Below are 13,609 nucleotides of genomic sequence, written 5' to 3'. Positions count from 1 at the left end.
TTCAGGGACTTCCAAGGCAGGCCGAAGGGGCCGGGAAAATGGCGCCGCAGCCCCCCAATAAGGGTATGGCGGGGCAGAATATCAACATTTATGCGGCTGGCAGTCTGAACAGATCGAAAGCTCGCGTCGGCCGCTTCGACGCAGGTCAGCGCCACCCGCTTGAAGATCGGACGGGCCGACGCCCTATATCAAAACGGGGAACCCATTCATGTCATCTTTCGAAGGCCATTCATCATGACGAACGTACCGCCTATCAAACTCAACGACGGCGCCGCCATGCCGCAACTCGGCTTCGGCGTCTGGCAGGTCCCGGACGATCAGGCCGCCGGCGCCGTCAAGACCGCCATCGCCAGCGGATACCGCTCGATCGATACCGCCGCCATCTATGGCAACGAGGAAGGTGTCGGCCGGGGCATCAAGGCCGCGGGCGTCGCGCGCTCCGACCTCTTCATTACCACCAAGCTCTGGAACGACCGCCAGGGCAAGGACGAGCCCGCCAGGGCCCTGGCCGAAAGCCTGAAGAAGCTGAAGCTCGACTATGTCGATCTCTATCTGATCCATTGGCCGGCGCCCATGCAGGACCGCTTCGTCGACAGCTGGCGGGCGCTGGTGGCGCTGCAACAGCAGGGTCTCGCCCGCTCGATCGGCGTCTCGAACTTCACGGCGGCGCATCTGACCCGGATCATCGACGCGACCGGCGTCGTCCCGGCCGTCAACCAGATCGAGCTTCATCCGCGCCTGCAGCAGAAGCCGATGCGCGACTTCCATGCCACGCATGGGATCAGGACCGAATCCTGGAGTCCGCTGGGCCAGGGCAAGCTGCTCGACGATCCGGTGCTGGCGGCGATCGCCAAGAAATACACCAAGAGCACGGCCCAGGTGATCCTGCGCTGGCATCTCGACAATCAGCTGATTGCGATCCCCAAATCGACGCATGACGCGCGCATCCGCGAGAACTTCGCGCTGTTCGACTTCAAGCTCGAGCCTGCGGACCTCGCCCAGATCGACAAGCTGGATGCCAATGGCCGCATCGGTCCGGACCCCGATCGCTTTTCCTGACGGGAACGCCTCCCTCCTGGCGTATAACTTCTTGAGATCGCTGGCTCACCCTTCGGGGGCGCGGGGGCCGGCGGCCTTTGGGGACGGACAGCTTGGCGTCCGCGGTTTCCGCCCCATTTTTCAGAGTGCGGGCCAGGATTGGGCCGGTGGATCAGAGGACCCGATCGCAGCGCCTGGCGTCCTTGAAGGATCGTACGGGTGTGTCTGACGAGGGAAACTGACAAGGGGCATCCGAGGGGCATTCCATGAAGAACCTGACAATCTTCTCAACCATGGCCGTCGCCGCGGTCCTGCTGGCGACGCAGGTCCGCGCCGAACCGTTGGTCGGCGACAATTTCATCTCCGTGATGCAGGGCAACACGCTGTCGGGCACGAGCCAGATGGGCGTGAAGTACAACATCTATTTCCTGCCGGGCGGCAATGTCAGCTACCAGGACGCGAGCGGTCGCGTCGACAAGGGCAATTGGACCATCGATCCCGACGGCGACGTCTGCATCAAATGGAAGGCGCCGAGCAATCTGGCGCATGACTGCTACAAGGTCGATATCGACGGGACGAAGGTTTCGTGGAAGGGAAAGACCGGCGCCGGCCATGCGGGCCTGCGCGGCGAAGTGGCGCCGATGGACATGACCAAATCGCAGTAGTCAAGATCGCGTTTCGACCCCTGTAAGAAGAGGCCCCTCGCTGTCGGCGAGGGGCCTCTTTCATTCCGGACTCAGGGTTGCTCCCGCGCTCATTCCGTCTTGAAGCCGCCGATGAAGTCGCGCTTACCCAACTCCACGCCGGCATGGCGAAGGATGTCGTAGGCGGTGGCGGCATGGAAAAAGAAATTCGGCAGGGCGAAATGAAGCAGGTAGGGCTGGCCCTTGAAGGTCTGCGGCTGGCCGCCGATCGGGATCGTGATCTCGCGGGCCTCGGAGCCGTCGATCTGCGCCGGCTTGAAGCTCTTGACGAAGGTGACGGTCTTGGCGATGCGCTGCTGCAGCGCGTCGAAGGTGGTTTCCTCATCGGCGAACTTCGGATTCTCGACGCCGGCCAGCCGCGCCGCGGTACCCTTGGCGAAGTCGGCGGTGAGCTGGACCTGGCGCGTCAGCGGGAACATGTCGGGATAGAGCCGCATGCCGAGGAGCACGGCGGGGTCGATCTTGCGCAGCTCCGCATGCGCCGCCGCCTTTTTGAGGAAGGCGGACACGGCGTCGAGCGTATGCAAGAGGACAGGCACGGATGCCTGATACATCGAGATCGTCATGATTGCTGGCCGTTCATGTTGTTAAGTTTCTGAGGGATTGTTGGATGGCGGAGACAATGGACCCTTCGACGGGGGCGGCGCAACTGCGGCCTAGCTGGCTTTCGCGCGGCGGCGACGGATCAAGGTGCGAGCCAGGGCGATGAGGCCGCCGGCCATAGCCCCGATGGCAGCTTTGACAAGGACATGTCCCCAGTCGATGCCGAGAAAGGCTCGACCGGTCCGCATCTGCCGCGTCTGCTCTTCCGGGGACTCGTTCCGTCCGACGAAATCGGCGAGGAGTGCGTGCTGGGCCTCCAGCAACGCTTCCTTGACCCCCAGGTCCGAAGTCGGCGCATACATATGGGTTGCCAGAACAAAGTGCCTCACCAGCGTGATCGCATAGACCCCGGTCGTGCTCGTCGATGAATCCTCGCCGAAATCGATGACGGAGCTGCTGTAAATGGCAAAACTGTCCATATCCGCGAAGGCGGGTTTGCTCAGATGCGTACCGACGACGCCTTCCTGCTTCAGCACGTCGTCGGCGCTCGACATGACGTCGTTCATCTGATCGCTCTTGAGAGTGCCGCGCATGCTTTCGATCAAGTCGAACCGCGTGGCGTTGGCGACAGGCTTTACCGTGCCGCCCTGCAGGACCGCGACCAGCATGCCGTAATGCAACGGCGCGAAGGCTTGCCCATGCCGGATCTGGGAGAGCTCGTCGCACACCATGAAGAAAGCCAGAAGCTGGTTGCCGCTTTTCTGCTGCATCCGCGCCGATCGATCGAACATCGTCCTGAAACCGTCCTCGTTCGGGTCGAGGAGGCAGTAACCGGAGGGCGGCTCGAACGCGACGGCATCGCCGGCGAGGGTGAAGGACGCGGCGCGGGCCCTTCCGACGCCGCAGACGAGCGCCAGCCCGAGAAACAACATCGCAACCTGATTCAGACGCATGGCTTCGACCGGCGGGTTACGGTGAGGGCGGCGCGAATTCATAGCGCTCGATATAGGGATAGGTCTGGTAGGCCCAGAGATCGACATACTGGATCCACTCGCCGGCCGTGGCCGGATCCTCGCCGGCGACCGGATCGTCCATCCGCTTTCGCATGATGTTCAGCACGGTGTCGCCCTTGCGCCACATGTCGCCCTCGGGTCCTTGCGTCGCCCCGCCATGGAGCTGCCGGTCTTCCTCGGTCTTGTAGACTTCGTGGCCGGCCAGCCAGCCATCCGCCTTCAATCGCGCGCGCAGATCGGCATCGGCGGCATCGGCCGCTTCGACGCTCATCTTGTCGGGCGAGATGCCGATCGAGATCGCCTCGATACGGGTCGGGTCGTGGGTGAAGAAGCTCATATAGTAATAGCGGCAGCCCTTGAAGACGATGGCGCTGCCGGGAATCTGGAAATCGAACACCACGCCGTCGGCGATCGGGACGCCGGGGCCGGACGGGTTCTTGAGCTGATTCAACACCAGCGTCGATTGCCGGCCGATCTCGTCGGGCGTCATGTTGGGCTGGGCGACGAGGAGGCCTTTCGAGCCGCCGCGAAACAGGCTGCGAAGGGACTGCGCCGCCTCGGGCCCGAAGAAATTGTCGTTGATCGCGGCGGGGATCGCGAGCGCCATGCCGGCGATGAAGAGGCCCCAGATCACCCAGACGGCCGCCGCCTGATGCGCGGCGAGCGTCTTGACGATGCCGACCTCGCCATTGCCGATCGCCACCTGGCCCGCCAGGAAGATCTTGAGCATCAGCGGGATGAGCGAGAAGCCGAAGGCGAGGAACAGGCCGAAGATCAGGACCTTCGCCCCCAGCATGAGGGTCGGGTCTTTCAGCGGCCGGCCGCCGGTGACGATGTTGCCGCCGATGGCGAAGAGGATCATGGCGGCGAAGAGCGCGCCGCTGATGATCGCGTGGGTTCGTAAGCTGAACATCGGCGGGCCCGCCCCCTGACATGCCCGGCGCCCGACCGTTTGCCCGGCGCGTCCGGTGCGCAGTCTAGCGGGTTTTCTTCAGGCTGGCCTCTATCAGCGCCTCGGCCGCCGCGGCGACCGAGCCGCCCGGTCCCCCGGGCCCGAAGATCTGGCTCGAGGCGAAGGTGCCCTCGATGAGCAGCAGCAGCCCGTCCGCGAGGATGCCCGGACGGGCGGCGCCCATTTCCGTGGCCATGGCTTTCAGGCGCTTGCGCAATGCGCGCTTATGCGGATCGGAGACGGTGCGCGCGGGATGGGTCGGGTCGGGATATTCGATCGCCGCGTTGGTGAGGCCGCAGCCGCGATAGCCGGACATGACCGCGCGGCTCGCGAGGCGGGTCAGATAATCCAGGATCTGCGCGCGGGGATTGCCTGGATGGGCCGCCACGGCCGCGTCGAAGCGCGCCCAGAACTCGGCCTCGTAGCCGCGCAGATAGTCGGCGGCGAGCTCGTCCTTGGACGGGAAGCTGCGATAGAGGCTGGGCTTGGTGACGCCCGCCTGGGTCACGATCTCCTCGACCCCGACCGCGCGGATGCCTTCGCGATAGAAGAGATCGCGCGCGCTGCGCCGGATCCGGTCGACGGCGCGCAGCGGCGCGTCGGGAACATCCTTGGCGGCGGCAGCGGCTTTGGCAGGCTTTTTCGCCATTCCGGTGAAAACTTCTTGACGATGTTACCGAGCGGTACCTATAAGGCTATTCTAACGTACCGGTCGGTAACATGACAATAGCCATCGCCCGCCCCTTCGCGCCCCGCTACGCCTTCGTGGTGGTCGCCGTCATCTTCCTGTCGCTGCTGGCGACCGCGGGGCTTCGCGCCACCCCGGGCGTGCTGTTCGTGCCGCTGGAGCAGGCCTTCGGCTGGAACCGGGCGACGGTCTCCAGCTCGGCGGCGGCCGGCATCTTCCTCTACGGCATGGTCGGGCCGTTCGCCGCAGCCGTGATGCAGCGCTTCGGCATCAAGCGCACGCTGCTCGGCGCGCTCGTCCTGATGAGCCTCTCGACCGGATCCAGCTATTTCATGACCGAGCCCTGGCAGCTGGTGCTGAGCTGGGGCTTCTTCTCGGGGCTCGGCAGCGGCTGCGTCACCGCCGTGATGGGGGCCGCGATCGTCAATCGCTGGTTCGTCACCAACCGCGGCCTGGTGATGGGGTTGCTCACCGCCAGCACCGCGACCGGGACCCTGATCTTCCTGCCGGGCCTGGCGGCGATCGCGGAATATGCAGGCTGGCAATATGTCGTGCTGACGATTGCGCTCTGCATGGCGCTGCTGATCCCGCTGGTGACATGGCTCCTGCCGGAACGGCCGGCGGATATCGGCCTCATGCCCTATGGCGCCCCCGCCGGCCATGTCGTCCTGGAAGCGCCGAAGCGGAATGTGATCGGCGCGGCCGTGGGCGGCCTGGTCCGGGGCCTGGCGAGGCGGGATTTCTGGCTCCTGGCCGGCACCTTCTTCGTCTGCGGCTTCACCACCAACGGGCTGGTGGGCACGCATATGATCTCGCTCTGCTCGGACCATGGGATGCCGGAGGTGCAGGCGGCGAGTCTGCTCGCCGTGATGGGCGTGTTCGATCTGATCGGCACCACGGCGTCGGGCTGGCTCACCGACCGGTTCGATCCGCGCAAGCTCCTCTTCATGTATTACGGCCTGCGCGGGCTTTCGCTGATCTATCTGCCCTATGCGGATTTCTCGTTCTACGGGCTCTCGATCTTCGCGATCTTCTACGGCCTCGACTGGATCGCGACCGTGCCGCCGACCTTGCGCCTGACCAACGAATGTTTCGGCGATCAGGAAGCGCCGGTCATGTTCGGCTGGATCCTGGCCGCGCATCAGATCGGCGCCGCCTCGGCCACCTTCTTCGCCGGCATGATGCGCACCGTCGAGGGGCGCTATCTCGAGGCCTTCGTGATCGCCGGCGCCACGGGACTGGTCGCAGCGGGAATGGCGCTCTTCGTGGGTAGAGGCGCCAAACAGATGGCTGCGGCCTAGGGGGCGCCCCTCAGCCTTCGACCGTCTCCCGGCCGCTCTTGACCCCTGCATGCGCCTCGGCGATCGACCGATCCATGATCGCGAGGACCTCCTCCGCCAGCGCCGCGTCGACCAGCAGTCCCGGCTTGAACTGCAACACGCTCGGATCGAAGGTCGAGAAGATCGCCCAGACGCCGTTGCGATAGGCCGCGCGCATCACCGGATTGGCGCCCTTGGGCCTCGGGAACTCCAGGCCGAAGATCAGGCCGTTCTGGCGGATGCCCAGGAAGAAATCCGGATGGCGCGCGCGGATGGCGTCGAGCCCGGCACGGAACTGCGCGGCGCGCGCCTGGATGTTCGCGCGCACCTCGGGCCGCTGGGTGATTTCGAGCACCTTGAGCGCGACCACGCAGGCGATCTCGGAGCCGCCGCCGGTCGAGATATGGGCGAAGCCGTCCTCCTTGAGCCACCCGCCGGCGCGCTCGTTCATGATCGCGCAGCCGAGCGGAAAGATGCCGCCGCCGATGCCCTTGGCGACAACGATGATGTCGGGCACCACGCCATACTTGACCGCCGCCCACATCTCGCCCGTGCGCATCATGCCGGCCTGGACCTCGTCGGCGATATAGAGCGCGCCGTGGCGCTCGCAGAGCGCCTTCACGCCCGGCAGATAGCCGTCCTGGGGCATGAGGAAGCCATAGGTCGCGGGAATGGTCTCGAGGATGACGGCGGCCACGTCGCCGCCCGCCAGAGCCTTTTCCATCGCGCCCAGGTCGTTGAAGGGGACGTTGACGAATTCCTCGGGCCGCGCGATCAGGAAGCGTTCGGTGAAGCGCTCGTCGCCGGCACAGACCGAGAGGCCGGTGCTGCCGTGATAGGACTTGAAGGCTGAGACGATCTTGCGCCGCCGGGTCGCGTAGCGGGCGCTCTTGATCGCGATGTCGGACGCCTCGCTGCCGCTGGCGCCATAGACCGTATAGATCAGGGAGTCCGGGCTCGCCTCATGGAGCGCTTCCGCCAGCGCCGTGCGGCAGAGGCTCGGGAAATGATGATTGCCCATGTCGAAATGATCGAGCCCCTCCTTGAGGGTCGCGACCAGTTCGACATTGAGATGCCCCAGATTGAAATTGCCGCCATTGAGATGGAGATCGATCAGGCGCTTTCCCGAATAGTCGTAGAGGAAATAGCCTTTGCGGCGGTCGATGATGAAGTCGATCCCGACTTCCTGCCAGAACTGCGTCTTGGCCGGATTCCAATAGCGCGCCGATTTCTCGGCGGCATCCCGCTTCGAGGCGAAGCGGTCATGGATGAAGTTCATGGTGGCTTGGTGCCTGAAATGTGGAGAGCCGGGGTTCCGGCGACAGCCGCGACTCCTACCAGGTACAGAGGCCGGCGCAGAGATTGATCGCCTGGCCGGTGATGTAGCGGCCTTCGTCGCTGGCGAGGAAGAGCGCGAGATCGGCCGCAGAGCTTGCTGGCAGCAGAGCACCCATCATGTTGGTTTTCATCGTGCTGTCATAATACCGGTCCGTTTCCTGCCCGGACTCCTTCGCGATCTTGCCGAGGATGTCATGGGCCAGCGGCGTCTCGATCCAACCGGGGCAGATCGCATTCACGCGGATCTGGGCCTTGCCGACCTCCGCCGCGAGACAGCGCATGAAGCCGATGACGCCATGCTTCGAGCTGTTATAGGCGGTCCATTCCGCATCCGCGGTTTTGCCGTTGGTCGATGCGTTGAAGATGACGGAACCGCCCTGGCCGGCGGCGAGCATGGCCGGGAGCGTGAACTTCGAGACCAGGAACGGCGCCTTGAGATTGACCGCCATGGTCCAATCCCACATCTCTTCCGACATCTCGGTGACCTTGGCGGAGTCGACGACACCGGCATTGTTGACGAGGATGTCGAGCCCGCCGAGGCCCGTGATGGCGTCGGCACACATGGCCTTGATCTCCGCGCTGACGGCCAGGTCGGCCGCCACGGCGAAGGCCTTGCCGCCGGCTTGGGTGATGGAAGCCACGGTATCGCGGGCGCGCTCATGGCTGCGGGCATGAACGGCGACGATGGCTCCTTCGCGGGCGAAAGTCTCCGCCATGGCCCGGCCCATGCCGCTGGCGGCACCGGTCACGAGCGCGCGTTTGCCTGCCAGTCTTTGTGCCATGACGTCGTCCTCCCCGTCAGCGCGGGCCTGGGTTCCTAGCCGCGTATGCGGATGTTGTCCGGATCGTAGGGCGATTTCAAATGCGGCTTGGCCGCCACCCGGTGCGTTCGCACCTCGAGCTCGTACCGGCCCTCCGCCAGCTGGGCCGCGCTGGAGATCCCTTGCGTGTTGACATAGCCGAGCCCGATGGCGCGATCGAGGGTGAAGCCGAAGCCGCCGGAAGCAAGCCAGCCGACGCGCTCGCCGTCGCGATAGATGGTCTCGCGGCCATAGAGGAGCGTGTCCGGGTCCTCGACCACGAAAGCGACCAGCCGCCGGGTGACGCCGGTCTCGCGCTGGCGCAGCAGGGCATCCCGGCCGACGAAGTCGGGCTTCTCCAGATCGACCGCGAAGCCGAGGCCGGCCTCGAAGGGCGTGTAGTCCGGGTTGATCTCCGCCGCCCAGACCCGGCGGGCCTTTTCCATGCGCAGCGAATCGAGCGCGCGATAGCCGCCATGGCGAAGCCCGTGCGCGGCGCCGGCCGCGACCAGTGCGTCATGGACCCGCACCATATATTCGCACGGGACATAGAGCTCCCAGCCCAGCTCGCCGGCAAAGCCGACGCGCAAGGCCAGCACCGGCGCGCCGTCGAGAAAGAGATCCTGCGCGGTCCCGTAGGGGAAGGCGGCATCGGAAATGTCTTCCTCGGCAACCTGCGCCAGCACGTTGCGCGCCTTGGGGCCCATGAGCGAAAGGCAGCCATAGGCCGAGGTCACGTCCATCAGATGCGCATCGGCGCCGGCGAGCCCGTTTCTCAGGGTCACGAAATCGCGCGTGGCGAAGCCGGTCCCGGTCACGATGAAGAAGGAGCCGTCCCGACGGCGTGTCACGGTCAGGTCGGCCTCGATTCCGCCACGGCGATTGAGGACTTGCGTGTAGGTCACCGATCCCGCGGCCGGCTTCAGACGCGCCGCACAGAGCCGGTCCAGAGCCGAGGCCGCATCGCGGCCCGACAGATGGTATTTCGCGAAGGGACTCTGATCGAAGAGGGCGACCGTCTCGCGACAGGCACGATGCTCGGCCGCGACATGGGGAAACCAGTTGGGGCGGTCGAAGGTGTAGATGTCGCGCGGCTCGACGCCCTTGGGCGCAAACCAGTTGGCCCGCTCCCAGCCGAACTTGGCGCCGAAGCAGGCGCCTTGCTCCTGGAGCAGGTGATGAACGGCGCTGCGCCGCAACGGCCGGCCGGCCTGGAACTCGAGATGGGGCCAAAGCATGGCGAAATGATGTGCCTGGCCTTCGAGGCCGCGGACCAGGATCTGCTGCTTCGAGCGGTGGAAGGCTCCGAAGCGGCGGATGTCGGCGGGCCAGAGATCGAAGGGCGGCTCGCCATGAAGGATCCAATGGGCCATGGCCATGCCGGCACCGCCCGCCGACGCGATACCGAAGGCGTTGAAGCCGGCCGCCACGAAGAAGCGGTCGACCTCGGGCGCTTCGCCCAGGATGAACATGCCGTCCTCGGTGAAGGATTCGATCCCGTTGAACCAGCGCTTGATGCCGGCCTTCTCCAGCGAAGGAAAGCGATAGGCGGCGGCAGGGAGTCTCGGTTCGAACTGGGCGATGTTCTCGGGCATGAGCTTGAACTCATGTCCCTCTGGAATCGGGTCCTCGAGATAGGGGATCGGGTCGAACTCATATTGACCGACGATGAGGCCGCCGACCTCCTCCTTGAAATAGAGATTGTTGTCCGTGTCGCGGATGGTCGGAAAATTCTTCTTCAGGCCCTCGATGCGCTCGGTCACGAAATATTGGTGATGCGAGGGCTGCAGCGGCACGTTGACGCCGGCGAGCCGGCCGATCTCGCGCGCCCAGATGCCCCCGCAATTGACCAGGGTCTCGCAGCGGATGGCGCCCTGGTCGGTAACGACGGCGGCGACGCGCCCATGCTCGAGCGTGATCCCGGTCACCTTGGTATGCTCGAAGATGCGGGCGCCTTTCATGCGGGCACCCTTGGCCAGGGCCAGCGCGATGTCGGAGGGGTTGCCGATCCCGTCGTCGGCGACGAAGGCGGCGCAGACGAGGTCGTCCACGGTCATGGTCGGGACCATGCGCCTGATCTCGTCGGGGCCGACGAACTCGAAGGGGATGCCGAAGGATCGCGCGCGGGTGGCCGCGACTTCGTACTCGGCGCGGCGTTCCTGGCTCGATGCCAGTCGCAGCGAGCCGTTGCGCACCCAGCCGGTGGCCTGGCCGGTCTCGGCCTCGAGCCGCTCATAGAGCTTCACGGATTCGCGCAGCAGCCTCGTGACGTTGGCGTTCTGGCGCAGCTGTCCGATGCCGCCGGCCGCATGCCAGGTCGAGCCCGAGGTGAGCCGATGGCGTTCCACCAGCACCACGTCGCGGCAGCCCGTCTGCGCCAGATGGTAGGCGATCGAGCAGCCGATCACGCCGCCGCCGATGATGACCACCTGAGCCTGTGTTGGCAGTGCCGCCGTCATTCACGCCTCCCACCTGGATCCGGCGACCGCCGCCCTTGAGACGGGCGTGGTGAACGGGACCTCGTCGGGCCTCGTCCTTGGCACTTGCCGGACAATATGTGGCATATGACACTGTTTTTATTGTCGTATGCAACATAATTAAGCCCGAATGCCGCAAAGCGAGCGCCAACGGTTTGTTCCGGCCGGAGAAAATGCGTGTGCGGTTCGCCCCGGGCGCGAGCACGAGGGCCGTCGGAATCGGGCTTCAGAATGGCGGCAGCGGAAAGCGGAGAGGGCGCGATCCGCTTAGGGCGCGACGTCGATCATGACGCCGGCCTGGCGCAACGCCGCGCCCAGCTCGCCGTCCGGCGCGCGGTCCACGATCATCACGTGGATATCCTTGATGTCGCAGAATTTCTCCAGGCTCGCCTGATAGAACTTGGAATGATCCACCATCATCACGACCCGGCGCGATTGCGCGATCATGATGCGCATGACCCAGGCGGTGCGCGGATCGATTTCCATGGCGCCGTCGGGCGTGATGCCGTCGACCGTGACGAAAGCCGCGTCGGCGTGAAACTTCTTCAGATACTCGGTCGTGTCGTGACCCCAGACGAAGCCCTCGCTGTAGTCGACTTGCCCGGGAGCCAGAATCGTGCGTATCGACGGATTCGATGCGAGCGCAATGGAACCCGGCAGACTGTTGGTGATGACGGTGATCTTCTTCTCGACGGTCTGCAGCACCTGGGCCAGCAGCAGTGTGGTCGAGCCCGAGCACATGAAGATGACCTCGTGCTCGTTGATGAAATCGGCCGAGCGCAGGGCCACGCGCTGGCGTTCCTTGATCATCCGCTGCGAGCGGGCCTCGAGATTGGTCTCGAACCCGATCGGCGTGAAGGTGGCGCCGCCGCCATAGCGCCGATGCAGCCGTCCGGTGCGGTTGAGCTCCTGAAAGTCGCGCCGGACCGTCTCGCGCGATACGCCCAAGGTCTCGGCCAGATCGCGGATCATAATGGACGGATTGGTGCTGATCTCGGCGATCAGCCGCTTATGGCGTTCGGTTTTTCGTACTGACATCGAGGACTCCAATTCGGATCCGCTAGCCGCGGACCCATCGCGCCAAAGCCATGCCACAAACGAGGACCCTCGCCAACTAGCAATCCCAAGTCGGCCGCGCTGGCCACATCGAAATAATATAATTTTTTCAATTTGTTATATGATGTTTGACACAACCCATTATGCAATAATGTGGCATATGGGAAAGAGATTTGTTGCATATGCCTAATTATGCCTCGTATCATCGCGGCAATCGAAGGCGCGACGCCAACCAGTAAGGCCAGATCAAAGCGCGCCTCGGCAAGAAAGCCGGCTCTTCAAGCCGGCAAACATGGGAGGCGGCGATGACGGGGCTGAGGCATTTGACGGCCGGGCGGGGGTGGCTCTTTGGCGCCCTGGCATTGGCGACGGCGATGGCGACATCCATGGGCGCCAGGGCCGAAGACACGCTCGATATCGGTTTCAACGCACCGCTTTCGGGACCGGCGGCGGGCTGGGGCCTTCCGGGGCTCACCGGCATCAATCTCCTGGTCGACAGAATCAATGCCGAGGGCGGGCTCGATGTCGGCGGCAAGCGCTACAAGCTCGTCGTCCATCAGTTCGACAACGAATACACGCCCTCGAAGGCGCTGCAGGGCGCGCGCCAGCTGGTGCTCGAACATAACGTCAAGATCATCCTCGATGTCGGCGGCTCGACCGGCGATGCGCAGCTGCCCTTCCTGACCGAGCACAAGGTCTTCTACGCGCCGGAGGCGACCGCGGACATCAATCCGAAGCGCCCCTACATCATCTCCGGCGCCGACTATTTCCCGCGCGGCGAGATGATGCGCATGGCCTATATCAGCCAGATGTATCCGCAAGCCAAACGCTACGCCGTCGTCTCGCAGCAGGACGCGACCTCGCTGGTCGGACAGGCCTGGGAGGTGGGGGCCGCGAAGGCGGTCGGATTCGATGTCGTCTATGACGAGTTCTATGCCCCCGACACCACCGACTTCGCGCCGGTCGTGACGGCGATTCTCGCGACCAAGCCGGATATCGTCAGCCTCTCGATCAGCTGGCCCGACTTCATTCCGCTGCTGATGGAACAGCTCTACCAGCAGGGCTTCAAGGGCATCGTCGCGGCGAACTACATCGAGCCCGAGCAGGCCTTGCAGCGCGTGCCCGCCGATTGGCTGCAGCAGGTCAAGGCGATCGACTCCTATCCCCTGTTCGACGATCCCTGGTGGGGCGATCCCTCGGCGCAGCATGACTTCGCGGCCAAATGGAACGCCCGCTACGGCGCCGGCGGTCCCGAGGACCTGAAGCGGCCGATGAACGGCATCGACTGGCTCTATACGCCGATGCTGCAGGCCTATCTCGCATCCGTCCAGAAAGCCGGCAGCGTCGACCCCGACAAGGTGCTGGCGGCCTTCCGCAGCCTCGACACGATCTCGACCATCGAGGGCCCCACCGCGGTCACGGGCGAGGAGATGTGGGGCGAGAAGAACATGATCTCGCCGCTGGTGCCGAACAACGAGTTCCGCGCCGACTGCAACTGCAAGCGGGTCCAGTCGCTGACCCGTTTCGAGACCTGGTTCGCCGCGCATAAGGACGCGGTCATCGCCGAGGTCCGCCGCCGCAATCAGATGTGGGACCAGCGCCAATAGACGATCATACTGGCGTGACGAAAGCGCTCTCTTCGCCAATGCCGGCCGGGATCCGTCTCACGACGCGCGACGGA

Annotated in this window: 12 protein-coding genes; 4 read left to right on the top strand and 8 right to left on the bottom strand. The window is 64.8% G+C overall.

What is annotated here, in order from left to right; genetic code table 11:
• Positions 1–234: 234 nt before the first annotated feature.
• The gene (locus FRZ44_RS22045) at positions 235–1,059 is read left to right on the top strand and encodes an aldo/keto reductase (RefSeq protein WP_151179205.1); all 825 of its coding nucleotides are present in this window, start codon (positions 235–237) and stop codon (positions 1,057–1,059) included.
• A 245-nt stretch (positions 1,060–1,304) separates the two neighbouring features.
• Positions 1,305–1,703 carry a hypothetical protein gene (locus tag FRZ44_RS22040; RefSeq protein ID WP_151179204.1) on the top strand — a complete coding sequence of 133 codons (399 nt, stop codon included), beginning with the start codon at positions 1,305–1,307 and terminating at the stop codon, positions 1,701–1,703.
• A gap of 89 nt (positions 1,704–1,792) precedes the next feature.
• Here FRZ44_RS22040 and FRZ44_RS22035 read toward each other — a convergent pair whose 3' ends face one another.
• The 4 genes from FRZ44_RS22035 to FRZ44_RS22020 form a co-directional block, all read right to left on the bottom strand.
• Positions 1,793–2,308, bottom strand: a complete 516-nt coding sequence (locus FRZ44_RS22035; RefSeq protein WP_151179203.1) for a DUF1993 domain-containing protein — start codon at positions 2,306–2,308, stop codon at positions 1,793–1,795.
• Between the two features lie 90 nt (positions 2,309–2,398).
• Entirely contained in the window at positions 2,399–3,238 is an 840-nt protein-coding gene (locus FRZ44_RS22030; protein WP_151179202.1) for a hypothetical protein, read from the bottom strand.
• A 16-nt stretch (positions 3,239–3,254) separates the two neighbouring features.
• Positions 3,255–4,211: a hypothetical protein gene (locus tag FRZ44_RS22025; protein ID WP_151179201.1), complete on the bottom strand. Its 957-nt coding sequence runs from the start codon at positions 4,209–4,211 to the stop codon at positions 3,255–3,257.
• Positions 4,212–4,275: 64 nt separating this feature from the next.
• A complete protein-coding gene (locus FRZ44_RS22020; RefSeq protein WP_151179200.1) occupies positions 4,276–4,899 on the bottom strand; it encodes a TetR/AcrR family transcriptional regulator in 624 nt (207 codons plus the stop codon).
• A 71-nt stretch (positions 4,900–4,970) separates the two neighbouring features.
• Here FRZ44_RS22020 and FRZ44_RS22015 point away from each other — a divergent pair, with 71 nt between their 5' ends.
• Complete coding sequence (locus FRZ44_RS22015; RefSeq protein WP_151179199.1) at positions 4,971–6,239, top strand: MFS transporter; 1,269 nt, start codon at positions 4,971–4,973, stop codon at positions 6,237–6,239.
• Between the two features lie 10 nt (positions 6,240–6,249).
• Here FRZ44_RS22015 and FRZ44_RS22010 read toward each other — a convergent pair whose 3' ends face one another.
• The 4 genes from FRZ44_RS22010 to FRZ44_RS21995 all read right to left on the bottom strand — a co-directional run bounded on the left by FRZ44_RS22010 (position 6,250) and on the right by FRZ44_RS21995 (position 11,910).
• Positions 6,250–7,536 carry a class-III pyridoxal-phosphate-dependent aminotransferase gene (locus FRZ44_RS22010; RefSeq protein WP_151179198.1) on the bottom strand — a complete coding sequence of 429 codons (1,287 nt, stop codon included), beginning with the start codon at positions 7,534–7,536 and terminating at the stop codon, positions 6,250–6,252.
• A 55-nt stretch (positions 7,537–7,591) separates the two neighbouring features.
• A complete protein-coding gene (locus tag FRZ44_RS22005) occupies positions 7,592–8,377 on the bottom strand; it encodes an SDR family NAD(P)-dependent oxidoreductase (RefSeq protein ID WP_151179197.1) in 786 nt (261 codons plus the stop codon).
• A gap of 35 nt (positions 8,378–8,412) precedes the next feature.
• Entirely contained in the window at positions 8,413–10,854 is a 2,442-nt protein-coding gene (locus tag FRZ44_RS22000; RefSeq protein WP_151179196.1) for a GcvT family protein, read from the bottom strand.
• A 285-nt stretch (positions 10,855–11,139) separates the two neighbouring features.
• The gene (locus tag FRZ44_RS21995; RefSeq protein WP_151179195.1) at positions 11,140–11,910 is read right to left on the bottom strand and encodes a DeoR/GlpR family DNA-binding transcription regulator; all 771 of its coding nucleotides are present in this window, start codon (positions 11,908–11,910) and stop codon (positions 11,140–11,142) included.
• Between the two features lie 323 nt (positions 11,911–12,233).
• On the opposite strand from FRZ44_RS21995, the gene FRZ44_RS21990 reads away from it, so the two are divergent.
• Positions 12,234–13,535, top strand: coding sequence for an ABC transporter substrate-binding protein (locus tag FRZ44_RS21990; RefSeq protein ID WP_151179194.1), 1,302 nt, complete (start codon positions 12,234–12,236; stop codon positions 13,533–13,535).
• Positions 13,536–13,609: the final 74 nt, after the last annotated feature.

This window comes from Hypericibacter terrae (assembly GCF_008728855.1).
Classification (GTDB): Bacteria; Pseudomonadota; Alphaproteobacteria; order Dongiales; family Dongiaceae; genus Hypericibacter; species Hypericibacter terrae.
The sequence above is the reverse complement of the archived record's forward strand: the minus strand, read 5'-3'. Positions and strand labels throughout refer to the sequence as shown.

Bases quoted from the DNA above. Each gene is read 5' to 3' on its own strand.
- FRZ44_RS22045 (WP_151179205.1), top strand. From the start codon at position 235: ATGACGAACGTACCGCCTATCAAACTCAACGACGGCGCCGCCATGCCG.
- FRZ44_RS22040 (WP_151179204.1), top strand. From the start codon at position 1,305: ATGAAGAACCTGACAATCTTCTCAACCATGGCCGTCGCCGCGGTCCTG.
- FRZ44_RS22035 (WP_151179203.1), bottom strand. From the start codon at position 2,308: ATGACGATCTCGATGTATCAGGCATCCGTGCCTGTCCTCTTGCATACG.
- FRZ44_RS22030 (WP_151179202.1), bottom strand. From the start codon at position 3,238: ATGCGTCTGAATCAGGTTGCGATGTTGTTTCTCGGGCTGGCGCTCGTC.
- FRZ44_RS22025 (WP_151179201.1), bottom strand. From the start codon at position 4,211: ATGTTCAGCTTACGAACCCACGCGATCATCAGCGGCGCGCTCTTCGCC.
- FRZ44_RS22020 (WP_151179200.1), bottom strand. From the start codon at position 4,899: ATGGCGAAAAAGCCTGCCAAAGCCGCTGCCGCCGCCAAGGATGTTCCC.
- FRZ44_RS22015 (WP_151179199.1), top strand. From the start codon at position 4,971: ATGACAATAGCCATCGCCCGCCCCTTCGCGCCCCGCTACGCCTTCGTG.
- FRZ44_RS22010 (WP_151179198.1), bottom strand. From the start codon at position 7,536: ATGAACTTCATCCATGACCGCTTCGCCTCGAAGCGGGATGCCGCCGAG.
- FRZ44_RS22005 (WP_151179197.1), bottom strand. From the start codon at position 8,377: ATGGCACAAAGACTGGCAGGCAAACGCGCGCTCGTGACCGGTGCCGCC.
- FRZ44_RS22000 (WP_151179196.1), bottom strand. From the start codon at position 10,854: ATGACGGCGGCACTGCCAACACAGGCTCAGGTGGTCATCATCGGCGGC.
- FRZ44_RS21995 (WP_151179195.1), bottom strand. From the start codon at position 11,910: ATGTCAGTACGAAAAACCGAACGCCATAAGCGGCTGATCGCCGAGATC.
- FRZ44_RS21990 (WP_151179194.1), top strand. From the start codon at position 12,234: ATGACGGGGCTGAGGCATTTGACGGCCGGGCGGGGGTGGCTCTTTGGC.